This is a genomic window from Flavobacterium sp. C4GT6 (assembly GCF_036347315.1).
Lineage (GTDB): Bacteria > Bacteroidota > Bacteroidia > Flavobacteriales > Flavobacteriaceae > Flavobacterium.
Window position 1 is genome coordinate 102949 of the sequence record NZ_JAZGZU010000003.1, and the last position, 24535, is coordinate 127483.

At 38.6% G+C, this 24535-nt stretch carries 24 protein-coding genes; 13 read left to right on the forward strand and 11 right to left on the reverse strand.

All coding sequences use genetic code 11. From position 1 onward, the window contains the following. Positions 1–46: 46 nt before the first annotated feature. The 3 genes from V3Z67_RS04820 to V3Z67_RS04830 all read right to left on the reverse strand — a co-directional run bounded on the left by V3Z67_RS04820 (position 47) and on the right by V3Z67_RS04830 (position 4335). The gene (locus V3Z67_RS04820) at positions 47–2449 is read right to left on the reverse strand and encodes a ribonucleoside-diphosphate reductase subunit alpha (RefSeq protein WP_330442239.1); all 2403 of its coding nucleotides are present in this window, start codon (positions 2447–2449) and stop codon (positions 47–49) included. Positions 2450–2522: 73 nt separating this feature from the next. Then, complete coding sequence (locus V3Z67_RS04825) at positions 2523–3500, reverse strand: ribonucleotide-diphosphate reductase subunit beta (protein WP_330442240.1); 978 nt, start codon at positions 3498–3500, stop codon at positions 2523–2525. Between the two features lie 247 nt (positions 3501–3747). Then, positions 3748–4335 carry a DUF3109 family protein gene (locus tag V3Z67_RS04830; RefSeq protein WP_330442241.1) on the reverse strand — a complete coding sequence of 196 codons (588 nt, stop codon included), beginning with the start codon at positions 4333–4335 and terminating at the stop codon, positions 3748–3750. 116 nt (positions 4336–4451) lie between these two features. Between V3Z67_RS04830 and V3Z67_RS04835 the strand changes: the two genes are divergently transcribed. The 3 genes from V3Z67_RS04835 (at position 4452) to V3Z67_RS04845 (ending at position 5913) form a co-directional block, all read left to right on the forward strand. Further along, positions 4452–5027: a MarC family protein gene (locus tag V3Z67_RS04835; protein ID WP_330442242.1), complete on the forward strand. Its 576-nt coding sequence runs from the start codon at positions 4452–4454 to the stop codon at positions 5025–5027. Positions 5028–5097: 70 nt separating this feature from the next. Continuing rightward, complete coding sequence (locus tag V3Z67_RS04840) at positions 5098–5292, forward strand: hypothetical protein (RefSeq protein ID WP_157484110.1); 195 nt, start codon at positions 5098–5100, stop codon at positions 5290–5292. 9 nt (positions 5293–5301) lie between these two features. Continuing rightward, the gene (locus tag V3Z67_RS04845; protein WP_330442243.1) at positions 5302–5913 is read left to right on the forward strand and encodes an FAD-dependent oxidoreductase; all 612 of its coding nucleotides are present in this window, start codon (positions 5302–5304) and stop codon (positions 5911–5913) included. A gap of 48 nt (positions 5914–5961) precedes the next feature. On the opposite strand, the gene V3Z67_RS04850 is transcribed toward V3Z67_RS04845, so the two are convergent. The 3 genes from V3Z67_RS04850 to V3Z67_RS04860 are packed head-to-tail and all read right to left on the reverse strand — an operon-like array spanning position 5962 to position 8655. After that, positions 5962–7575 carry a S41 family peptidase gene (locus tag V3Z67_RS04850; protein WP_330442244.1) on the reverse strand — a complete coding sequence of 538 codons (1614 nt, stop codon included), beginning with the start codon at positions 7573–7575 and terminating at the stop codon, positions 5962–5964. Between the two features lies 1 nt (position 7576). Next, the gene (locus V3Z67_RS04855) at positions 7577–8011 is read right to left on the reverse strand and encodes a deoxycytidylate deaminase (RefSeq protein WP_330121850.1); all 435 of its coding nucleotides are present in this window, start codon (positions 8009–8011) and stop codon (positions 7577–7579) included. A 56-nt stretch (positions 8012–8067) separates the two neighbouring features. Then, on the reverse strand, positions 8068–8655 hold the full coding sequence (locus V3Z67_RS04860) for a HupE/UreJ family protein (protein WP_330442245.1): 588 nt from the start codon (positions 8653–8655) through the stop codon (positions 8068–8070). A 165-nt stretch (positions 8656–8820) separates the two neighbouring features. On the opposite strand from V3Z67_RS04860, the gene V3Z67_RS04865 reads away from it, so the two are divergent. Then, entirely contained in the window at positions 8821–9252 is a 432-nt protein-coding gene (locus V3Z67_RS04865) for a tellurite resistance TerB family protein (protein ID WP_035135207.1), read from the forward strand. Positions 9253–9282: 30 nt separating this feature from the next. Here the strand turns inward: V3Z67_RS04865 and fbp are convergent, their stop codons facing one another. Beyond that, on the reverse strand, positions 9283–10290 hold the full coding sequence (fbp, locus tag V3Z67_RS04870) for a class 1 fructose-bisphosphatase (protein WP_330442246.1): 1008 nt from the start codon (positions 10288–10290) through the stop codon (positions 9283–9285). 111 nt (positions 10291–10401) lie between these two features. Between fbp and V3Z67_RS04875 the strand changes: the two genes are divergently transcribed. After that, positions 10402–10875: a GNAT family N-acetyltransferase gene (locus V3Z67_RS04875; protein WP_330442247.1), complete on the forward strand. Its 474-nt coding sequence runs from the start codon at positions 10402–10404 to the stop codon at positions 10873–10875. Then, positions 10872–12128 carry an aspartate kinase gene (locus tag V3Z67_RS04880; RefSeq protein ID WP_330442248.1) on the forward strand — a complete coding sequence of 419 codons (1257 nt, stop codon included), beginning with the start codon at positions 10872–10874 and terminating at the stop codon, positions 12126–12128. The genes V3Z67_RS04875 and V3Z67_RS04880 overlap by 4 nt, the downstream gene beginning before the upstream one ends. A 28-nt stretch (positions 12129–12156) precedes the next feature. Here the strand turns inward: V3Z67_RS04880 and V3Z67_RS04885 are convergent, their stop codons facing one another. Further along, positions 12157–13230: a mechanosensitive ion channel family protein gene (locus V3Z67_RS04885; protein ID WP_330442249.1), complete on the reverse strand. Its 1074-nt coding sequence runs from the start codon at positions 13228–13230 to the stop codon at positions 12157–12159. A gap of 449 nt (positions 13231–13679) precedes the next feature. Between V3Z67_RS04885 and V3Z67_RS04890 the strand changes: the two genes are divergently transcribed. Then, positions 13680–13994: an HPF/RaiA family ribosome-associated protein gene (locus tag V3Z67_RS04890; protein ID WP_330442250.1), complete on the forward strand. Its 315-nt coding sequence runs from the start codon at positions 13680–13682 to the stop codon at positions 13992–13994. Between the two features lie 88 nt (positions 13995–14082). Here the strand turns inward: V3Z67_RS04890 and V3Z67_RS04895 are convergent, their stop codons facing one another. Beyond that, complete coding sequence (locus V3Z67_RS04895) at positions 14083–15783, reverse strand: DUF6029 family protein (RefSeq protein WP_330442251.1); 1701 nt, start codon at positions 15781–15783, stop codon at positions 14083–14085. A gap of 4 nt (positions 15784–15787) precedes the next feature. Then, positions 15788–16267 (reverse strand): TlpA family protein disulfide reductase, encoded by a 480-nt coding sequence (locus V3Z67_RS04900; RefSeq protein WP_330442252.1) that lies wholly within the window; start codon positions 16265–16267, stop codon positions 15788–15790. 316 nt (positions 16268–16583) lie between these two features. Here V3Z67_RS04900 and V3Z67_RS04905 point away from each other — a divergent pair, with 316 nt between their 5' ends. The 4 genes from V3Z67_RS04905 to V3Z67_RS04920 all read left to right on the forward strand — a co-directional run bounded on the left by V3Z67_RS04905 (position 16584) and on the right by V3Z67_RS04920 (position 21086). Further along, positions 16584–18071 (forward strand): T9SS type A sorting domain-containing protein, encoded by a 1488-nt coding sequence (locus V3Z67_RS04905; protein ID WP_330442253.1) that lies wholly within the window; start codon positions 16584–16586, stop codon positions 18069–18071. Between the two features lie 114 nt (positions 18072–18185). Then, positions 18186–18953: a T9SS type A sorting domain-containing protein gene (locus V3Z67_RS04910; RefSeq protein WP_330442254.1), complete on the forward strand. Its 768-nt coding sequence runs from the start codon at positions 18186–18188 to the stop codon at positions 18951–18953. 33 nt (positions 18954–18986) lie between these two features. Then, complete coding sequence (locus V3Z67_RS04915) at positions 18987–20048, forward strand: Omp28-related outer membrane protein (protein ID WP_330442255.1); 1062 nt, start codon at positions 18987–18989, stop codon at positions 20046–20048. Positions 20049–20105: 57 nt separating this feature from the next. Next, a complete protein-coding gene (locus tag V3Z67_RS04920) occupies positions 20106–21086 on the forward strand; it encodes a sugar phosphate isomerase/epimerase family protein (protein ID WP_330442256.1) in 981 nt (326 codons plus the stop codon). Here the strand turns inward: V3Z67_RS04920 and V3Z67_RS04925 are convergent. Further along, positions 21074–21958, reverse strand: coding sequence for a 3-keto-disaccharide hydrolase (locus tag V3Z67_RS04925; protein ID WP_330442257.1), 885 nt, complete (start codon positions 21956–21958; stop codon positions 21074–21076). The genes V3Z67_RS04920 and V3Z67_RS04925 overlap by 13 nt on opposite strands. 134 nt (positions 21959–22092) lie before the next feature. Here V3Z67_RS04925 and V3Z67_RS04930 point away from each other — a divergent pair, with 134 nt between their 5' ends. Together V3Z67_RS04930 and V3Z67_RS04935 are read left to right on the forward strand one after the other, a co-directional pair. Then, on the forward strand, positions 22093–22293 hold the full coding sequence (locus tag V3Z67_RS04930; protein WP_035135249.1) for a YqaE/Pmp3 family membrane protein: 201 nt from the start codon (positions 22093–22095) through the stop codon (positions 22291–22293). A gap of 68 nt (positions 22294–22361) precedes the next feature. Then, on the forward strand, positions 22362–24506 hold the full coding sequence (locus tag V3Z67_RS04935) for a glycoside hydrolase family 97 protein (RefSeq protein ID WP_330442258.1): 2145 nt from the start codon (positions 22362–22364) through the stop codon (positions 24504–24506). The last annotated feature ends 29 nt before the right edge of the window (positions 24507–24535 follow it).

Here is a 24535-nt window from a genome sequence, read left to right on the forward strand (position 1 = left end):
GCATTACTGCTCCTTACCTTATTTATTATTTATGTTTTGCCATCAATTACGATCCGCACATTTCACAATCGTCCGGTTCAGCATTACGGGAACGCTCAATCATTGCCTGAAATTCTGTAACCGACATTGCTTCTGATTCGCCCGAAGCATTAGCTACAGCTGCAACAGGTTCTGCTTTTTTCTCGTTATTAAGGGTAAACTTAATAGCGTCAACAGCACTCTTAGTTCTTAAGTAGTACATACCTGTTTTAAGTCCGCTCTTCCATGCATAAAAGTGCATTGATGTAAGCTTTGAAAATGTTGCATTTTCCATGAACAGGTTAAGTGACTGTGACTGGTCAATAAAGTAACCTCTTTGGCGGGACATATCGATAATGTCTTTCATACTCATTTCCCAAACCGTTTTGTAAAGGTCTTTTATATCCTGAGGAATAATGTCTATATGCTGAATAGAACCGTTAGCCCTCATAAGCTCCTGCTTAAGCTCTTCGTTCCATATACCCAGTTTCACAAGGTCTTCAAGAAGGTGTTTGTTTACTACGATAAACTCACCCGAAAGTACCCTTCTGGTATAAATGTTAGAAGTGTAAGGTTCAAACGCTTCGTTGTTTCCTAATATCTGAGAAGTTGAAGCAGTAGGCATTGGTGCCATTAACAGTGAGTTTCTCACACCGTGCTCCATAACTTCTTTTCTTAAAGAAGCCCAGTCCCAACGACCGCTTAGTTCTTCATCTTTTAAGCCCCAAAGGTTGTACTGGAACTCACCCTGAGAAATTGGAGAACCTTCAAAAGTTGAGTATGGTCCTTCTTCTTTCGCCATTTCCATAGAAGCGGTTACAGCTGCAAAGTAAATGGTTTCAAAAATCTCCTGGTTTGCTTTCTTAGCCTCATCACTTGTAAACGGCATACGCATCATGATAAAAGCATCTGCAAGACCCTGTACCCCGAGTCCTACCGGACGGTGGCGCATATTAGAGTTTTCTGCCTCAGGTACCGGGTAGTAGTTTCTGTCAATTACCTTGTTAAGGTTACGCGTTACACGTTTGGTTACATCATACAGGTAATCGTGGTTAAACTTACCTTCTTCCACAAACATTGGTAATGATATAGAAGCAAGGTTACAAACCGCAACCTCATCGGCAGCAGTGTACTCCATAATCTCTGTACAAAGGTTTGAAGAACGGATAGTACCCAGGTTTTTCTGGTTTGACTTTCTGTTAGCCGCATCTTTGTAAAGCATGTATGGCGTACCTGTTTCGATTTGAGACTCAAGTATTTTTTCCCAAAGCTCACGTGCTTTGATTGTTTTTCTTCCTTTGCCGGCAGCTTCGTATGATTCGTACATTTTCTCAAATTCCTCACCATACACATCATAAAGTCCCGGGCATTCGTTAGGACACATTAATGTCCATTTAGCATCTTCCTCCACACGTTTCATGAAAAGGTCAGACGTCCACATAGCATAGAATAAATCTCTTGCTCGCATTTCTTCCTTACCATGATTCTTTTTAAGATCAAGGAAGTCAAAAATATCAGCATGCCATGTTTCAATATATACAGCAAAGCTACCTTTACGCTTACCTCCACCCTGGTCTACATAACGGGCAGTGTCGTTAAATACGCGAAGCATAGGCACAATACCGTTTGAAGTACCGTTTGTACCACGAATGTATGAACCTGTAGCTCTTACATTGTGAATAGAAAGACCAATACCTCCTGCAGACTGCGATATCTTAGCAGTTTGCTTTAATGTATCATAAATACCGTCAATACTGTCGTCACGCATGGTTAACAGGAAGCATGAAGACATTTGCGGTTTTGGTGTACCAGAGTTAAATAATGTAGGAGTTGCATGCGTAAAGAACTTTTTAGACATAAGTTCATACGTTTCAATAGCTGCCTCGATATCATCAATATGGATACCTATAGACACCCTCATAAGCATGTGTTGCGGTCTCTCTACAATCTTACCGTTTATTTTAAGCAGGTAAGAACGCTCTAGGGTTTTAAATCCGAAATAATCGTAGTTAAAGTCCCTGTTATAAATAATGGTTGAATCTAAAACCTCAGCATTTGCCATGATTACCTCATAAACCTCGTCTGACAGAAGTGGGGAAGCCTGACCGGTTCTTGGGTTTACATAGTTATACATATCGTGCATCGTTTCCGAGAACGATTTTTTGGTATTTTTATGCAGGTTAGACACCGCAATACGCGCTGCAAGCTGAGCATAATCAGGATGCGTGGTTGTCATCGAAGCAGCAGTTTCAGCCGCAAGGTTATCCAGTTCAGATGTGTTTACACCATCATATAAACCTTCGATAACACGCATAGCTACCTTTACCGGATCGACTAATTCATTAAGCTCGTAGCATAATATCCTTATTCTGTCCGTGATCTTGTCAAACATTACCGGCTCTCTGCGGCCATCTCTTTTTACTACATTCATAAGGCAACAATTTAGGGGTTAATACACTGGGCGTACCCGACGCCCGTTTTAGTTAGTTGGGGTTATATTTTTATTAAAAGTCAGCGTCAAAACTAATTTTCTGAGAATCGGTATCCTTGTTAATTACACCGGCTTTCTGATACTCAGAAACCCTTTTCTCAAAGAAGTTTGTTTTACCCTGAAGTGAAATCATATCCATAAAATCAAACGGGTTACCCGAGTTGAATTGTTTTTCACAACCAAGCTCAACTAAAAGCCTGTCGGTAACAAACTCAAGGTACTGCGTCATCAAGGTAGCGTTCATACCAATAAGACTTACAGGAAGTGATTCGGTAATAAACTCTCTCTCTATAGTTAACGCATCTATAATGATTTCTTTAATTCTTTCTTTAGGAACCTTGTTTACAAGGTGGTTGTTGTGCAGGTGAACCGCAAAGTCACAGTGCACACCTTCATCTCTCGAGATAAGCTCGTTAGAGAAGGTTAGCCCCGGCATTAAACCACGTTTTTTAAGCCAGAAGATAGAACAGAATGCACCCGAGAAGAAAATACCCTCTACAGCTGCAAATGCAATAAGTCTTTCTGCAAACGAATCAGACTCTATCCATTTAAGTGCCCACTCTGCTTTTTTCTTAATAGCAGGGAATACCTCAATGGCATGGAAAAGCTGATTTTTCTCTACATCATCCTTTACATACGTATCTATAAGGAGTGAGTACGTTTCACTATGAATGTTTTCCATCATAATCTGGAAACCGTAGAAAAACTTCGCTTCAGCATACTGAACCTCGTTTACAAAGTTCTCAGCAAGGTTTTCGTTAACAATACCGTCAGAAGCCGCAAAGAATGCTAATATGTGCTTTATAAAGTATTTCTCATCATCATTAAGCTTAGTATTCCAATCGGTAAGATCCTGATGTAAATCTATCTCTTCTGCCGTCCAGAAACTAGCCTCCATTTTCTTGTACCAATCCCAAATATCGTGGTGTTTTATCGGAAAAATTACAAATCGATTCTTGTTTTCTTGTAAAATTGGTTCTACTGCAGACATATCTTTTTGACTTTTATGGTATTATAAAAATGATTTTTTTGGTAAAGCGGCAATACAAAGATTGGCATTTGTATCAATAAATGAAAGGCAAACTTATTCACAATCGGGCATAGTTTTTAACAACCCTAATTTTAACAGGCAATAAAAATCACATTCGCAATGTATTGATTGCGAACATATTGCATAAAAATAAATTTACGAATTATTTTGCGGTTTTCCCGCAATTGACGGGGGTTTTTAAAGCATTTTAACGTCTTCTTGGAGAAGGGTCGTCCTTTAAATCCTCTGCCACCTTTTCAAGTTCGGCATACCAATCGGGACCAAACCTTCTTACCAGTGCTTCCTTTACAAATTTGTAAACAGGAACTTCAAGCTCCTTACCTAAAGCACAGGCAGGATTACATATATCCCAGCGGTCGTAGTTAACCGCCGCAAACTCTGTAAAATCTTTTACACGCACAGGGTATAAATGGCATGAAACCGGTTTTTTCCAGCTTACAATCCCTTCGTTGTATGCCTGCTCAATACCGCAAAGTGCAGTATCGCCGTCAAAAATAACGTAGGCACAATCTTTATTATCTATAAGCGGAGTTTCCAGGTCACCATCGGTACCGGTTACCCACACTCCCTGAGCCTCTATAGCTTCAACACCTTCTTTTCTTAAAAAAGGCTTAACCTTCGGATAAATTTCCTCCAGTATCTTTGTTTCCTCTTCACTTAATGGAGCTCCTGCATCTCCGTCTACACAACACGCTCCCTTGCATGCCGTTAAATTGCACACAAATTCTTTCTCTAAAATGTCCTCAGACACTATTGTTTTACCCAGTTGAAACATGCCGCAAAGATAGTCAAAGTTTAGCTGTGTTAATCACCCAAAACGTCACTTGAAAAATTTTAACTATATATCTCTATATTATTAATACTTTTGTTAATTCTTAAAAACAAACTAAAATGGGATTTGACTGGAAAGAAATCTTCACCATCAGCATGGTGCTTTTTGCGGTTATAGACATTATAGGTAGTGTGCCTATTATAGTAGACCTTCGTAATAAAGTAGGGCACATACAGTCGGAAAAAGCATCTCTGGTTGCTGCTATAATCATGATTGCCTTTCTATTTGTAGGAGAAGAAATTCTTAAACTTATAGGAATAGATGCCAGCTCGTTTGCCGTTGCAGGTTCGTTTGTACTGTTCTTCCTGGCACTGGAAATGATATTAGGCATACGTCTATATAAGGAAGACAACCCTAATACGGCATCTATCGTACCCATTGCCTTCCCACTTATTGCAGGGGCAGGTACCATGACCACCATATTATCCCTACGTGCCGAATATGAAAAAATAAACATCATCATAGCCATTGTTATAAATATACTGGTAGTATATATAGTACTAAAAGCCTCTGCTAAAATAGAAAGGCTTTTGGGAGAAAACGGCCTTGGTGTTATCCGTAAGATTTTTGGAGTGATACTTTTAGCGATAGCTGTTAAATTATTTGCCGCTAATGTTAAAGGATTATTCGCTTAGTTATATATTTATTACATTCACAGTCTATGTTTTAATTAAATCAGACTGTAACTATTTAAGATTTAATAGAATGAAAATTTTAATTTACACACTACTGGCGATTGCAGTTGCCATAATTATATTTAACATCACCTTACTTGATTTCAGTAATCTTTTAGAAGGCAATAGTCTTATAGCCCTTATAGGGATTGTAGCATCACTTTGTGCCGTTTGCATCCTTCTTATATTTAAGATGGCTAAAAGTATTGAAGAAAAAACAAGATAAGGGAAAAGCATGTTTGACGTTTTAATTATTGGCGGAGGGGTATCTGGCGTATCCTGCGCACTTATATTGGGCTCTGCCCTAAACAAGCCTTATGCACAGGGCAAAAAAATAGGAATATTTACACACCAGAAAGCATCATCATTACAGGATGCGCTATTCAACAATGCTTACGGAATACCACAGGGAAAACTAGGCAGGGAGATCATGGAAGAAAGTCTTGACCACCTGCATAGCGCCTACCCTGATGTGGAGCAGATTGAAAAAGAAAAAGTTATTAAAGTGGAAGGCGAAGCCGGAAACTTTACAGTCACTACAAACAAAAACACCTACAACACAAAAATTATAGTGGTTGCCATAGGGTCGGCTAATACTTTTGCTATTGAAGGTCTTACGGAATATGTTATACCACATAAAAAAGCCATGCCAGAAAAAAACAGGATACAGCTTAAAAATGATGACCATTTAGTAGCCGAAGGCATTTATGCAGCAGGAACACTTGCCGGATGGAGAAGTCAGCTTTCTATCGCTGCCGGAAGTGGCGCATCTGTAGGTGCAGATATCCTTACATTATGGAATAACGGAATCCCGTCGCAACATCACGACAGCACACGGGTAAAATAATAACAGGTAATTTCAACAGATTAAAAGCCGTAGTGGACCGGAAAATAACTATTTTTTCTCATCAGCCAGTACGGCTTTTATCATATTATCTTCTCCCAGCACCATTTTATAATAAGCACTATCACTTACCAACTGCCTTACAAACTCGGCAGCTATATAAAACTTAACTCTTTGTTTGTGCTTAGCCAAATCAAATATCAGTCCGTTGTCAGACAGGTATTTTGCAAAGTGAGCGTAATACTTATCGGTATTTAAAACCTTATCAGCAACTTCTATTTCATTAAGAGAGCTAAACTCTTTTCTATGTTTGTCCAACTCTTCAAAAACAAAATAGCTTACAAAGCCCGACTGCATTATCATGCTTACTCCCTCATCACCGTGTTTACCCTCCATAGGCACAAATAAATCAGGGATTATACCTCCTCCTCCATAAACAGTACGTCCTTTAAGGGTTTTGTATTTTAGAGTATCGGCTATTTTAATACTGTCGGCAGCATAAAGCTCTCCGCTTTCATAGCGTTTAGAAAAATCATTAAAGTATTCATCACCACCATGAGCATAACTACGCTGTATAGACCTGCCCGATGGCGTATAGTAACGCGCAACAGTTAATCGCACAGCCGAACCATCCCCTAAAGGCATTTCGCGCTGCACAAGTCCTTTTCCAAACGAACGGCGACCTACAATAGTCCCTCTGTCATTATCCTGAATAGCTCCGGCTAATATTTCACTTGCCGATGCACTGTTTTCGTTTATCAGTAAATACAGTTTACCGTTTTCAAAGTCCCCCTTATCGGTAGAATAGGTAATATCTTCTCTGTCTTTTTTATTCTTTGTTTTTACTATTACCAAATCATCCTGCAAAAGATCATCGGCAATATCAACCGCCATTTCAAGATAGCCTCCGCCATTATCCCTTAAGTCAATCATAAGCGACTCTGCTCCCTGACTCTTTAAATCAAGCAACGCCTTATGAAATTCCTCATAAGTAGTTTCGGCAAAACGGTTAATTTTTATGTAGCCTGTTTTATTGTCAAGCAACACTGCGGCATCAACACTTTTTATAGGTATTATATCCCTAACCACATTTACTTTAAACTGTTTGCCTTCGGTTTTACGGTAAACGGTAAGCTCTATAGATGATCCTTCTTCACCTTTAAGTTTAGAGAAAAGGCTGTCGTTAGGCAACTTCCTGCCATAAAGCTGATCGTTACCCGCAAACAGTATACGGTCTCCGGCTTTTATACCTGCCTTATCAGACGGTCCCTGAGGTACCGGCTTAATAATCGCAACAGAATCTTTATACATATAAAAGTTAACCCCTATACCCACAAAGTCACCCTTCATGCTTTGGGCTACCTGCTGCATATCTTCTTTAGCAATATAAACCGAATGCGGATCCAGTTTTTCCAGTATGTTGTTTACGGTAAGATCGACAATGGAGTCGGTATTTACATTATCCACATAGTCGCTCTCAATAAAATCCATAAGCCTGTTAAGCTTGTTTTTATGGGAGTTTTTGGAAATAAATATTCGGTTTCCGGAGAATACATTAAAAAAGTTACCCATAATCACTCCGGACGCCAGGGCTACTGCGATTATAATAGGCAGGTAAATTTTATTCACCTGATTGTTTTTTGGCCTGATATCTCCGTTTTCCATATTACTCTGTATCTAAATCCTCTACATGCACCACTTCTACCCCTGCCCTCATTAAAAAGTCGATACCCGAATTATCTTTATAACTGCTTTGGTATACCACTCTTTTAATACCCGACTGATGTATTAGCTTACTACAGTCCTTACAGGGAGACATGGTTATGTAAAGTGTAGCCCCCTCACACGATTGTGTGGAACGCGCTACTTTTAATATTGCATTTGCTTCGGCATGCAGTACATACCATTTTGTAAGGCCTCCGTCATCTTCACAGCAATTCTCAAAGCCCGATGGGGTACCATTATATCCATCAGATATTATCATTCTGTCTTTTACAATAATTGCACCAACTTTTTTCCTGACGCAATAAGACAGCTGTCCCCATTCTCTGGCTATTCTTAAATAAGCCTTATCGTATTTGTTGAGTTTTTTATCCTTCATTATCCAAGCCTACATTCAAATTTAAGCTTTTTCACTTAATTTATTATGCTATTTATTTACCAGATACGATTATGAATTATCATAGGCACCACTACCCCTGCCACAAACGAACAGGTAACCAGTATCCAGTCTCTTTGTGAGAAACGTAAAAAGGTTTGTACCGCCCACGACAGTATTAATACTATAAGTACTATAATTACCTGAGCCACCTCTATACCCAATGCAAATTCCATTAACGGAACCAGTTTATCTCCGCTGTTATTTGCCACAAGCATTTTAAAATAGCTTGAAAAACCAAGACCATGTATTATCCCAAAAAACAGGGTAGTAAAGGCGAGGAAGTTCACATTATCTCTTTTACCTGATTTATTAGCCCGAAAAATATTATACACTGCCGTTATAAAAATAGTGACCGGAATAAGGAACTCCACTAAACTTGATTTCACAGATATAATATCATACACGGCAAGTATAAGCGACATACTGTGCCCTATGGTAAACAGGGTTACCAGCAACAATACATTTTTCCAGTCCTTAAAAACATAAGGTACGGTTAAGGCTACAATAAAAAGTACGTGGTCATAAGCGTTGATATCCAGCACATGGTAAAGCCCCTGCTGAAAGTATAATTGAAATTCCGACATAATATAGATTCAGTATTTGCAAGCTGTAAACTTACATCAATTTTTACAAAATACCTTACTGGAAAAACGCGATTAAGACATAATATTGTCAAAAACTTTTAAAAAAATACTCCCGACATAAAATATAGAATTATATTTGCCGAAAATTTATAACATATAGAAATTATGTCTATTTCAGATTTATTTGACAGCGGCTTTAAAAACAGAAACAAAGGACACTTTTCGGCTATTGTAAGAGTAGCAATGGAAAACGGTCACGTGAGTTCTGAAGAAAAAGCGTTTCTTGACAAGCTTGCCAAACAACTTGAAATTTCGGAAGAGGAATATCTTGAGATAATGGCAAACCCGTTAAAATATCCTATTAACCCTCCATACCTACACGTACACAGGCTGGAGCGTTTATACGACCTGTCAAGAATGGTATATGCTGATCACATACTGGGACCAAAACAAAAAGAGATTCTTACCCGTTTTGCCCTTGCCCTGGGCTTTACACCAGGAAACGTAAAATACATTGTAGACAAAGCACTTTCGCTTTTAGTATTAAACGTAGACCTTGACACTTTCCTTTACGAAATGCAACACATGAATAAATAAAAAAAGCCCCGATATCGGGGCTTTTTTTATTTATTGGTATTTCTGCATAAACTCATTTGCTTTATCAACCATGCTCTCGCTTCCGCAGAAGAACGGAACACGTTGGTGCAGTTCGGTTGGCTGGATTTCCATAATCCTGTTAAACCCGTCTGAAGCCTTACCTCCTGCCTGCTCTGCAATAAAGGCCATAGGGTTACATTCATAAAGCAGTCTTAACTTACCTTTTGGCGACTTAGAACTGGTAGGGTAAATATAAATACCTCCCTTAATCATATTGCGGTGAATGTCTGACACCAGGCTACCTATATATCTTGACGTATAAGGCCTGTCCCCTTCTTCAGTCTGGCAATACTTGATATAGTCTTTAACTCCTTGCGGGAAATGTACATAGTTCCCTTCGTTAATAGAATAGATATTTCCGTCCTTAGGAAACCGCATATTAGGATGCGACAGGTAAAAAGTACCAATAGCAGGGTTAAGCGTAAAACCGTTTACCCCGTGACCGGTAGTATATACCAGCATGGTAGAAGTACCGTAAATTACATACCCGGCAGCAACCTGATTTACCCCCGGCTGAAGGAAATCTTCCTTGGTTACCGGTGTGCCTACTGGCGTTACTCTCCTGAAAACAGAGAAGATTGTACCTACAGATACATTCACATCTATGTTAGATGAACCGTCTAACGGATCCATAAGCACCACATATTTGTTATTATGCAGCCCATCTTTGCCCTTTATTGTGATAAAGTCATCATTCTCCTCAGAGGCGATACCACAAACAATTTCGCGGTTTATTAGTGTTTGCATAAACGTTTCGTTTGCATACACATCCAGTTTTTGCTGGTCTTCACCTTGTACATTTTGTTCACCAAAAGCACCTACTATATCCACAAGCCCGGCCTTATTTACCTTATAATTAACCACTTTAGCGGCTAATCGTATAGAGTTAATAAGCCTAGACAGCTCGCCCGAAGAATACATAAACTCTTCCTGCTTTTCAATAATAAACTCTCCCAGTGTCTTGTTGCGTTCTTCCATTACTATAACGTTGTAGTTGTGTTGAGGGCACAAATATCGATATTTTTGTGATATGATAATAATTTATTCTTATATAGCTAAATAGAATGTATTTTTGCCCAAATTTTGCTTATGGTTATTCGAAAAGGAAAGAAAGAAGACATGCCGGCCGCACTGGAACTTATTAAAGAACTTGCTGTTTTTGAAAATGAACCAGATGCGGTTGTGGTAACTGTTGATGAACTGGAACGAGACGGATTTGGCTCTAACCCTTTATTTAAAACCTTTGTTGCCGAAAAAGACAACGAGATTATAGGTATGGCCCTATTTTATTACCGCTATTCTACCTGGAAAGGAAAAACCATACACTTGGAAGATCTTATAGTTAAGGAAGCCTACAGAGGCACGGGCGCCGGAAGCGCTCTTTATAAAGAAGTTATAAAGTTTGGCAAACAGGAAGGCGTGCGCCGCATTGAATGGGCTGTACTAAACTGGAACCAGCATGCGATTGATTTCTACGAACGATCGGGGGCTACGGTTTTTCAGGACTGGTTAACAGTGCAAATGGACGAAGAAGGAATTACAAAGTTTACACTTAATTTATGAGAGTATTTAAATTTGGAGGAGCATCGGTAAAAGATGCCGACGGTATTAAAAACGTGTATGATGTTTTGCAGAAAGTAGGGCACGAAGATGTGCTTGTTGTTATTTCTGCCATGGGTAAAACAACTAATGCCATGGAGGTTGTTATCAAGAACTATTTTGATAAATCTCCTGAGCTTAAGTCATCCATACAGGACGTTAAGAAATACCATAACCAAATACTACTTGACCTGTTTGACGACGAAAACCATTCGGTTTTTGCTGCTATCAACAGTCTTTTTGGTGATCTTGAGTATTTCCTTGAGCATAACAAATCGCCTAACTATAACTTTGTTTACGACCAGATAGTAAGTATGGGAGAGCTTATCTCCACTACTCTGGTAAGCCACTACTTTAACCACCGCGGACTTAAAAACCAGTGGGTAGACGTAAGGGAGTTTATCAAAACGGATAATACTTACCGTGATGCTGTTGTAGACTGGGAACAAACACAGCAAAACATTAAAAAAGGTATTAAAAAGAAAATCCTTAATATCACCCAAGGCTTCTTAGGATCTGATGAAAACAGCTTTACCACAACCTTAGGAAGGGAAGGATCTGATTATAGTGCCGCTATTTTTGCTTACTGCCTTAATGCCGAAAGCGTAACTATATGGAAAGATGTACCGGGTGTACTTAATGCCGACCCAAGGTATTTTGACAATACGGTACTACTTAACCAAATCTCTTACCGAGAGGCTATTGAACTTGCGTTTTACGGAGCATCGGTTATTCACCCTAAAACATTACAGCCGCTTCAAAGAAAAGAAATCCCGTTATACGTAAAATCGTTTATTAACCCGTTATTACCGGGAACAAGCGTTAGCAAAGGGTCTGATCTTGAGCCGCAAACCTCATGTTTTATTGTTAAAAAAGGACAGTTGCTTATATCACTTTCATCACTTGATTTCTCTTTCATTATGGAAGAAAACATCAGTGAAATATTCAGCCTGTTGCACAAATACAAAATGAAAGTACACCTTATCCAGAACTCTGCCATTAGTTTCTCGGTATGTGTGGACGATAAGTTCAATAACTTTAATGAACTTAAAACAATACTTTCTAAAAAATTCAAGGTAACTTATAATGAGGATGTTTCCCTTTATACCATCCGTCACTTTGATGATAAGTCGGCAGATGCCGTTACCGAAAACAAAGAGGTTTTGGTACGCCAGTTAAGCCGTGAAACTTTACAATTAGTAACTGTAGATCTATAAAAACAAAAGCCCCTTTAAAGGGGCTTTTTTATTGTTCGCTTTTTCCTGCTGGTTCTGTTTCTTTATCCTTTATACCTTCTTTCAGTGTAACCCTTGTAAAAGGTAAACTGTCGGGATAATTTTTCTGGATAAACTCAATCAGTTTTTCCCTTACATACACTCTTAAATCCCATGATATGGAAGAATCACTGGAGCTCATAAGTGCGCGCAGCTCCATCACTTTTTCACGGGCATCGGTTACCTGAAGTACATTTACCTGTCCGTCCCAAAGGTCAGATTCTTCCAATAGTTGTGTAAGTTCTTCCCTCACTTTATCCACTTCCACCTTAAAATCAGTATAAATGAAAACCGTACCCAGTATATCTGCCGAATTGCGGGTCCAGTTTTGAAACGGTTTCTCAATAAAATAAGTGGTAGGAACCACCAGCCTGCGTTTATCCCAAATTTTAACCACCACATAAGTAAGGGTTATCTCTTCAATCTTACCCCATTCACCTTCAACAATAACCACATCATCCAAGCGAATAGGTTGTGTAAGGGCTATTTGTATACCTGCCAGTAGCGTTCCCAAAGCCTTTTGTGCCGAAAAACCAATAATAATACCCGCTATACCTGCCGAGGTTAAAAAACTAATCCCTATTGAGCGTATGCTTTCAAAACTCATAAGTGCCACCCCAATAGCACATATCACAATAAGAAATACAACTACCCTTTCCAATATGGTAAACTGTGTGTAAATTCTTCGGGCAGCCAGATTGTCGGAAGCCGAAATATCATACCTTCTTACCAGTACCGTTTTGAGTACCTTTATAAAAATGATTAGAAACCAGGTAATACTCAGTATAAAAAGCAGTGTCCCAATATGCCCTACTATTTTTGAAGCTTTTACATTAAACACACTGCTTGCCACACCAATGCGTAGCGCAAGTGCCGAAATAAAAATGATAAGCGGAATTTTAATGCGGTTAGCAAAATTTACAGGCAGTATATTACGAGGATCCTTACCCACTTTTTTAAGAATGTAAAAAATTATACTGAAGGTAACTACCAGTCCGGCTATACTTATGGCAATATACTTAAGGAGTGTTGTGTCGATATTCATGGTCAGGTATTTTAAAAAATAATCTTTAAAGTTAAAAAAACACACAGCCTCATAATAGACATTAAAGATTATATTAACATAATTACCTAAAAAACAAAAGTAAGTATTTAAAGCAACCATAGTAACTTAACCGTTGTATTGAAGCCCCTCCTGTAAACACTCCGGTAGTAAAATCAATCTTTTCTAACATAAAAAGGCATCCATTAGCAGAGCCTTTCCTGTTAAAAAAGACATTATTTTTCTATAATAAACCTGTGTATCTTTTGGCCATAATCATTATTAACTTCAAATGAGAAAAAAATTACGCCATCAGGGGTAATAAGGTAAATTTTTAACGCTTTTTTTTAGAACTCCCACTGCAAAAGCTATTCAATAATTTCGTAAATTGCATAGACCGCACCACGTTTGATGCGGGTAATTTTAATGAAATAACTTTAAATTTCAGAATTATGCAAATTAACATAAATACCAACAATCACGTTGAAGGAAGCCAAAGAATGAAAGACTACTTTCAAGGAGTAGTAGCCGATTCATTAAAACGTTTTGAAGACAAAGTAACCCGAGTAGAAGTCCACTTAGGTGACGAAAACAGCCATAAAGAAGGTGATACAGATAAAAAATGCACCATTGAGGCACGTATTGCAGGCATGCAGCCTGTTGCTGTTACAAACCACTCTAACACGATTGAAAAAGCTGTAGACGGAGCCATTGACAAAATCAAGAAAGTACTGGATTCTACTTTCGACAAAATGAGAGCGCACTAATAAGCTAAATAATTTACCATGAAAAAAGCCGCCCGGGATACCGGAGCGGCTTTTTAAATTAAGTATGTAAAGTATAGTAGTTTTTAAATTAAAATGCTGTACTAAGCGATAGTGAGAAACCGGTACTTTCAGGCACAAAACGACACACACCACCTACACATACAAGTCCGCCACGTTGTCTACCATAGTTAACCGCAAGCCTTGAAGCACCTATACGATAAGCACCACCAAAGTTGTAGTAATGATTTCTTCTTGACTCATCATCATTACCATAGTTAATTATATCCCAAACGTAAAACGAATACTTATCGTTAAGATTAAGCTCTACAGTACCACCTGCCCAGTTTTTAAAATCGGCATCGGCCCACATGTGCTCACCCTCCACACGAATAGATTTTGACGGAGAGAAATTATAAGTAGCCTCAGCAGCAACTATATTAGTATTTACCTTTTCACCACCCTGTAACCATTGTTTGTTATAAAACTGGTTTACATAGTAAAAACCGGTATGCCAGTTTTCAGAAAGCTTTTTCTTAACCTCGATATTATAGTCAGAATAGTATTTTTCACCTACACCAAAGAATTTGGTATCATAATCTGCAGGAGCCAACCTATATGACCCCGGAAGGTTATACCAGCTTGAAATGTTAACACCTATATTAGTACCGTATTTACCCCCAAGAGCAGTTTCGGGCGCTATATCATAAAAAATATCAATTTGTCCACCAGTCTCACCTGCTTTCATGATTTCAGCTCCCTGAAAATCTACTTTTGCCTGAGCCTGATATACATAAATATTAGCCAGGTTAGAGTGATGCTGCTTTGTTAATGCAGGTACAAAGTTCAATACCTTATCATTAAAGTTTAAACTGGTTGTCTCTGTAGTAGCAAAGGTAGGCTCCCTTTCAGAAAGGAAACTCATGTTTTCAATTCTCCTGAAAGTAGCATCGACACCCAAACCGTTTGCAGAGTAACCAAGATTAAGCAATACTGCACTCCCCGGTTTGATAAAATCATTGTTTATTTTATTCTGCAGGTCAAGTACAGCGTCTTTTTGCTTGTAGTTGTACTCCCCCGATACATAAAAAGAACCGTGAATAAAGTTTACCCTACCGGCAAAAGCATTAGTAAGCTCATCAAAATTAGGATTGGTTATATACGTTTTCTCGTAGCGACCAACATAAGTAAGTCCTACAGAAAGATCTGACTCTTCAAACGAAAGCAGCTTATCTAAATTAAAATCAGAATCAAAGCCATATATTTTTCCTTTAGCTACATCAAAACCTGTTCTTTGCTGACCATAAAGAGCCGTTAACCTAACATTATCACTAGGCCTGTATACAACCCTACCCCCTCTAAGAGCGGTATTGATACCTAAAGAACGGTCTTCCCAAGCCCTTAAAAGTAACCCGCTACCAAACTGCTCGTAGAAATAACCGGCAGTAGCATCAAATTTCTCCGACTTATAGCTTAAATAGTAAATACCTACATTAGTACCTTTAAACCCTGGATTATAGTTTAACAGTGCATTAGGTTCATAAGCCTCACCCTGCACACCTGCTGTCCAGTTTTTATACTGATAATTTAAATAAAGGTAGTTGTTAGACCTGATTGGATCTTCAGGATGATCTATATTTCTTTCCTTATCGTTAAGGTACCATTGGGAATTAGATTCAAAACTACCGTAAACCTTACCATAATCTTTTTTCTCCTGTTCTGTATCTTCCTGTGCAAACACAGATGTTGTACATAATGATAATGGTAATAAAAGTAATAGTGCCTTTTTCATTAGCTTACAGCTCCTTCAGTTTGTTATACAGTTCTTCTTCTGCTCCCTGGCTATAACCGTTGTGTACATATACCACTTTTTTGTTTTTCACAACTACAGTATATGGTACGTTTGCAATACCCAAAGCTCTTTTCAAATCCTGATTAGTATCAAGAAGCACCTGATAAGGCCACTTTTTACCATTAAGTAACGGTTTTACTCTTTTTTGAGTACGGCTATCATCTACAGATACCGCTACAACTTCCATATTAAGCTCTTTAGACCATGCAGAATATTTTTCATTTATAGCATCAAGTTCCTTAATACAAGGTGCACACCAGGTAGCCCAAAACGAAAAGACATAGATTTTATCTTTCTCAGCAAAATCACTCTTTACGTTATAGCTCTTATTATCAGATGATTTGATTGTCACATTTGGCATTTCCTTTTGGGCGTACATAGCTGTACCCACCAAAAACAAAAATAGCATTAGAATCTTTTTCATTTGTGTTTCAGTTTTATTAATTACAGTTTTCCAGTTAGGTCGCAATATTAAAAATTTTTTAACAGTAATCAGCACTTTTTTTCTTAAAAAAAATTTCTAAAAACCTATCGAATTAGTAGAGAAATAGACTGATTGCTAAACTTTTAGTATTAATTTTACTACTTTATCATAAAAAATCGTTCCAAACGTAACTTTTTTTGGATTTTTTTTTTGACATAAGTTTTTTTTGTATACTTTCGGAAAAAATTTTTCTATTATTTTTTTGTTAAAACTTATTTATTAAAAGAAAACTCTAACTTAAAATTACCATTTTTCTATGAAAAAATTATTACTTTTAGGGTTAATGCTATTAGGCGGTCTTACTGCAAAAGCGCAGGAAGCAGGTTTACCTGACGGAACTGTTGCTCCGGATTTCACCGCTGAAGACATTAACGGAAACACACACACCCTTTCTACGTACTTAGAAGAAGGAAAAACAGTTATCCTATACATCTCAGCTACATGGTGTAGTCCTTGCTGGCAGTTCCACAACACGCACTATCTTGCAGATTTATATGAATCTTACGGACCAGGCGGATCTGATGAAGTTGTTATACTATATGTAGAAGGAGACCCGGCTACTACTCTAGCAGATATCCAGGGAACAGGATCTAACACTTGGGGTGACTGGACAGCGGGAAGCCCTTTCCCAATTCTTGATAATGCTCAGATTGCTGATGATTATGAAATTGCCTTCTTCCCAACATTATACATGATTTGCCCAGAAACAGGTACTACAACTCAAATAGACAGAAATACTCCTGCCGGTTTTGTTGAAACTATCGAAGCTACTTGTGGTGGTACTCTTACAGGTATCCCAACCCGTGCTGAAGCACGTGGCGTTGACAGAAGATTTTGTTCTAACGCAGGCGAAGCTAGTGCTATTGTACGTAACCTTGGTACAGAAGACATTACAACTGCTACTGTTGTTCTTAAAGAAAACGGTTCTGTAGTTGCTACTGCAACTTACAGTGGAGATGCTATTGCTCAGTTTAGCAATGGAGTAGTTACTTTTGATGAGTATGAATTTGACGCTAACGCTGATTATACTGTAGAGATCACTCAGTACAACGAAGTTACAGGTAGTGATGACGAATTACTTTCAACTGAAGCTACTTTTACTTTAAATGCTGCTGATGAGAACCTGTCTGGTATAAACATTAAAGTTGATATCTATACTGACTACTACCCTGGAGAAATGTCTTGGAACCTATTAAACAGTGCTGGTGATGTAGTTGCTAGCGGCGGTCCATACCAACCAGGAACTGAAGACGAGTATGGTGGTGGTGGTCCAGATGCTCTTACTGTTAAAACGGAGTACTTCACTTTATCAGAAGACATCGACTGTTACTCAATTGAATTACTTGATTCATTTGGTGACGGATGGTCTGCTTACAACCAAGGTGACTTTGTAGGTGTAAAAATATTCACTGGTTCTCAAAGCGTATTTGAGGCTCAGGTAGGTAACTTCGGTCCTCGTGCTTTTGGAGAAACTATTTTCAAAACTACAGGTCAACTTGATAACCCTACATTCCAAACTGCTAAATTTGCTGTTTATCCAAACCCAACTTCAGGTATCTTAAACTTTACAACAGAAGAAACTGTTAATGTAACTGTAGTAGACCTATCTGGTAAAGTTGTATTTACAGCTAACAATATCAATGATGGAGATTCTATCAACCTAAACTCTCTTCAAACAGGTATGTACATCGCTAAAATTAACGGTGAAACTACTGAAAGAGTAGAGAAAATTGTAATCAAGTAATTTATTACAATATATAATATCCTTACAGAAAAGCTATCGGTAATTGTAAAAGATTACCGGTAGCCTTTTTGCTTAAATAGCACACAATACACACTAAATGTTAAAAAAAATACCATGAAAAAAATTATTCTTTTTGCCGGGCTATTATTTTGCTCGTTAACAAATGCACAGGAAATTGTATCTGTAGTAAATGATGGAGTAGAAATTGAAGACGGACAGGTTTTCATTTTCAATCAAACACACACATTACAGGTTCCTCGAGAAGTAAAGGTTAAGGTAACTAACTTAACAGATGCCGACATTAACCTAAAAATGAGAATGGAGTCTATCACTAATAATAGTGAAGGACAAAACGTACAGTTTTGCTTTGCAGAGTTTTGCTACTTTGATATTCAAGAAGGAACAACTGTTCCTGCAGCGGTAGGTCAAACCCCAGAGGGTTACATAACATTAGCTCCGGGAGCATCTAACCCTAATGGAGACCACTTTGCCAATGGTTATACCGGTGATACCCAGGGTGAGCCTGTAGAATACACTATAGCTCTCGTACAGGTTGATGCCGAAGGAACTCAAATAGGTGAACCTCTACGTACTTTTACTTACAAATATGATGCAAATGCAATGAGTGTAGATGATTTCAACTCGCTACAAAACATGGGTATTGCTTTAAATAACACTATAGTAAAAGAAGAGCTTAACCTAAACTCAGCATACAATGCTACTATGCAGATTTATGCTATTAACGGACAGTTAGTTAAAACCGCCGAAATCAGAACAGGAGCTCAGTCTCTTAATTTATCTGACCTAAACGCAGCAGTTTATATTGCTAAGTTTACAACTGAAGAAAACAAAACAGCCCAAATAAGAATTGTAAAAAACTAATTTGAGAAGATATTCTCTGCTAATTTTTGCATAATGAAACGTTTTATACTACTTTTTGCCTTTATTTCAGCACTGCTTTCATCGTGCTCGTCAGACTATACTATCCTAAAATCTGTAGGATCTGTTATATTAAAACCAGACAGCTCGGTAAAACTGATTGATGGTACAATAACTTTCACAGTAAGCAGTGTAACCAATAACGAAAGTGAGGATATTACCCAGGAAGCCGTTATTTATATAGACGGCGAACCTATTACAGGTAACACCTTTTCTTCGGGAACAGTGGGTACTTTTGAGGCCAAAGCCATATATGCAGGCTTGGAGTCAGATCCTGTAGTTCTTACCTTTCATGACGGTTCTGAAATAAACTTTGAAAAAAGAGTACTTATTGAAGACTATACAGGTACATGGTGCGGATACTGCCCAAGGGTAGCACACGCTATTGAACTGCTAAAGGAAGAAACAGATAACGCTGTAGCAGTAGCAATACACAGACCAACTTCTAACGAAGCCAGTCTGAACTACGATCCATATAACTACGACGCATCTGAACTTGAAGCTTTGCTAAGCACAGTAGGTTACCCTAAAGGATACCTTAACAGAATGACTTTATGGCAAAGCCCTGAACCAAACAACCTAAGTCAGGCTATAGGTCTTACACAAGGACTAAACCCAAAACTGGGTATAGCAATAACATCAGTTATTGAGGAAACGACTATAAACCTTGATGTAAACGTTAAATTTGGTAAAGATTTTACAGGAAGCGGAATCAAATTAGTGGTATATGTTCTTGAAAACGGTTTAATATACGATCAGGTAAACTATACCTCTTATTATGGTGGCGACCATATAGTACACGGTTTTGAGCATAACCACGTGCTTAGGGAGTGCCTTACACCTCTTTTAGGTGAGGCAGTTACCGGAGACATGACTATTGCCAATACTTTTACAAAATCATTTAATATACCTGTACCTGCAAATGTAGAAAATGCAGCAAACCTTGAGTTTGTGGCGTTTATAACAGATGCCGATGGTAATGCCCTAAATGTTAGGAGTAATTACCCGGGTGAAGATCAGGTATTTGAAGAATTATAAAAAATAATTTATATTTTTAAGCCTCCCCTACGGGAGGCTTTTTTATTTCTGCCCATTATGAACAGACGTCATTTTATATCATCTACAGGTAAAGCTGCACTGGCTACAGGAGCACTATCAGGATTTATCAGTCCTATTTTAGAAAACCTATTGGAAAACAATTGTAAAGAACCTTTCTTTAAGTTGTCACTGGCACAATGGTCGCTACACAAAGTCATACTGGAAACGAAAACACTTTCCAGTCTTGACTTTGCAAAAAAAGCCAGACAACTGGGATTTGACGGCATTGAATATGTATCGCAACTATATAAACTGGATGAATCTAACCAAAGTGCTTCCCTTAAAAAACTGGTAAAGGAACTAAAACTGAGAAGCAGTGATGAGGGAATTAAAAACGTACTCATAATGGTAGATAATGAAGGTGAACTGGCCGCTGTCAATAAAAAAGACCGCGATCAAGCCATTGCAAAGCATTCCAAATGGGTTGACGCTGCTGCCGAACTGGAGTGTCACTCAATAAGAGTTAACCTTTTTGGCACAGGTACTGAACAGGATTTTAACCTATGGCTGGAAGCATCGGTAGACGGATTGAGTCGATTGTCTCAATATGCAGCAAATAGCAATATTAATGTGATAGTTGAAAATCATGGAGGATTATCATCCGATAGTGAAAAACTCACTCAGGTAATAAAAGCCATAAACCATCGCAACTGCGGTATATTACCCGATTTTGGAAACTTTTGCGTAAAACGACAGGGTGGCGAACGTTGGGGGACTCCATGTATTGAAGAGTATGACCGTTACAAAGGTATGCTGGAAATGATGCCTTTTGCACATGGTGTTATCGCTAAATCATACGACTTTGACAAAAAGGGTAACGAAACTACTATTGATTACTATAAAATGCTTCAAATAGTAAAAGACGCAAATTATAATGGTTTTATAGGTGTGGAATATGAAGGTAACCGATTAACAGAAGAAGAAGGGATTCTTGCTACTAAAGCACTACTATTAAAAGCGGCAAATCAGTTAAAATAAGCTGCATATTCGTGTGGTAATGCTTCAATATTTTTAATTTTTACATCTTTAAAATAAGCCTCGGCTGCCTCGCTTTGCAATTGTATTTTCCCTTTTGTAAGTGGGTAATTTTTCCCCTCTTCCACATAGCGGGAGTTTTGAAGCACCATTACGACCTCACCGTTTACAATATGAAGACTTTTATCTCCAAAACATATCAGTTCCAGTTGGGTCCACTCCCCTTGCTCGCTTTCATTATCAACACTCCTTAGGCAAAATCCACCATAGTTTGATGCGGTTCCTATAGGCAAAAAAGGCTGCTCATGCCCGGCAACGGCGTTCATCACCCCTTCAGGTAAAAAGGCTCTAATATCAATAGCCGCATTAGCTATGTTCCAGTAATCACCTATGTGTCCTTCCATAATCTGAAATTCCTGCGAAAGCATCCAGGCGCGCCAGTAATCCTTACCGCTCTCCCCTACCGAATGGTATAGTATACCGGTATCTTTAAGTTTATCCTCACGGGGGATCCATTTCTTATCACCCCACTTCACTTTGACTTTTAAATGATAGTTTTCAAACTCTTCTTTAGTAAATACACAACCATAACGCTCACCACTCACTTTTAAAACAGGCTCTCCGTTTTCCTCAATCATGATAAACACCCCTTCAGCATCATTATCATAACCTAGTGGCTCAATTGCGTTACCAAGGCTATCTGTTGGTATACTCCCATTATAATCTGTAGTGTGTTTATAGCTAAGGTATTTCCCCCATTGGGACATGTTATTATCCAACAGGCATTTCCAGTCTTGTTCTTCCTGTTCCTGTTTACATCCGGAAAGGGAAATAGCTACTAATAAAAATAACGAGGCAATAGTTGTTTTAAACATGTAAGATTGGTTTTACAAACAGCGAAATATACTCTTTATTTTTTTAATCAGGTATGCTAAAACCGTCATATACTAGTACTTAATTTGCAAATCGTGTGTATAACGCTTACTTTTATGGCTTCATTACTATTGTTATGCGTTACGTTATAGCTTTTTTCTTTCCGTGGCTTTCCCTTTTCTTTCAGGGTAAAATCCTTTCGGGCATAATATGCCTTATCTTACAGCTAACCATAATAGGCTGGCTACCTGCTTTTATATGGGCTTTTACCTCTTTAAACAGGATGTATGCCGACAGAAGGACACGCAAAATTATAGCGGCTATGCCAAAACGGTAAACCTTCATATTATCCCCTTACCTCAGGGATCAATATATATTCTTTAACTATCATCTATTAATAAAAAAATGAAAAAAGTAATTTTCGCCTTATGTTTCTGCCTGGCAGTACTCGCAAATGCCAATGCACAGGAACTTAAATCCCCGAACGGGAATTTTAACCTCAAATTTTTCCTCGAAAACGACGGAACCCCTGCCTACTCACTTACCTACAAAGGTAAAGAGGTATTAAAACCAAGTAAACTGGGACTTGAGCTTAAAGACGATGAAAAATCCTTACTTAACGACTTTACTCTAACCGATACCAAAACCGCAACGTTTGACGAAAACTGGACTCCGGTTTGGGGAGAGGTTAAAACCATTAGAAACCATTATAACGAACTTGCCGTATCGCTTAACCAAAAGGGTAGCGACAGGCAAATGGTTATACGTTTCCGCCTTTTTGACAACGGACTTGGTTTCCGTTATGAGTTTCCGCAGCAAAAAAACCTTGTGTACTTTATTATCAAGGAAGAAAGAACACAGTTTGCCATGACGGGCGACCATACCGCTTACTGGATTCCAGGGGATTATGATACTCAGGAATACGATTATACCGTTTCAAAACTAAGCGAAATAAGAGGTCTAATGGAAAAATCGATTACTGCCAATGTATCGCAAAAATCGTTCTCTCCTACAGGGGTACAAACCTCACTTATGCTTAAAACTGCTGACGGAATTTACATTAACCTTCACGAAGCAGCCCTTATAAACTATGCCTGTATGCACCTTAACCTTGACGATAAGAATATGGTGTTCGAATCATGGCTAACCCCTGATGCTCAAGGCAACAAAGGTCATGTTCAGGCTCCGTTTAACACACCGTGGCGTACTGTTATAGTAAGTGATGACGCCCGCGATATTCTTGCCTCAAAAATTACCCTTAACCTTAACGAGCCTTGTAAACTAGATGATACATCATGGATCAAACCAGTTAAATACATTGGCGTATGGTGGGAAATGATTACAGGAAAAAGTACTTGGGCATATACCGATGATTTACCATCGGTGCAACTGGGTGTAACTGACTTTAGTAAAGTAAAGCCAAACGGAAAACATGCTGCAAACACAGCTCATGTTAAAGAATATATAGATTTTGCCGCTAAACACGGTTTTGATGCCGTACTTGTAGAAGGCTGGAACGTAGGTTGGGAAGACTGGTTTGGTCACTCTAAAGACTATGTTTTTGACTTTGTAACGCCTTATCCTGATTTTGATGTGACCGGAATTAGGGATTACGCTAAATCAAAAGGTGTAAAAATGATTATGCACCATGAAACCTCATCATCTGTTCGTAACTACGAGCGCCATATGGATGCAGCTTATAAATTTATGAAAGACAACGGTTATGATGCCGTAAAAAGCGGATATGTAGGTAATATACTTCCAAGAGGAGAAAACCACTACAGCCAGTGGATTGTAAACCACTATCAATATGCTCTTGAAAAAGCTGCCGAATACAAAATAATGGTTAATGCTCACGAAGCAGTTCGCCCTACAGGCATTTGCCGCACCTACCCTAACCTTATAGGTAACGAGTCGGCAAGAGGCACAGAATACCAGGCTTTTGGCGGAAGCAAGCCTAATCACGTTGCCATGCTGCCGTTTACCCGTTTAATTGGCGGACCTATGGATTATACACCGGGTATATTTGAAATGGAAATCAGCAAATTTAGCCCTAACAACAACTCACATGTAAACAGCACACTGGCTAATCAGCTGGCGTTATATGTTACTATGTACAGTCCGTTACAAATGGCTGCCGATTTACCGGAACACTATAACCAGTTCCTTGATGCCTTCCAGTTTATTAAAGATGTTCCTGTAGAATGGGACGACAGTAAATATATTGAGGCAGAACCGGCAGAGTACATCACAGCTGCACGTAAGGAAAAAGGTACTAACAACTGGTTTGTAGGTAGCGTAGGCGGCTATGAAGCCCGTACCTCAACCATTAAGCTGGATTTCCTTGACAAAGGAAAAACATACATCGCTACTGTTTATGCCGATGCTAACAATGCACACTACAAAACCAACCCACAGGCGTATACCATTACAAAAGGTATAGTGACCAGTAAAACAAAACTGTCTCAGTTTGTTGCTCCGGGTGGTGGATATGCCATAAGTATTATCGAAGCTACAAAAGCGGAAACAAAAGGTTTAAAAAAGCTGTAAGACTGTTTTATTTATACAAAAAGCTCCCT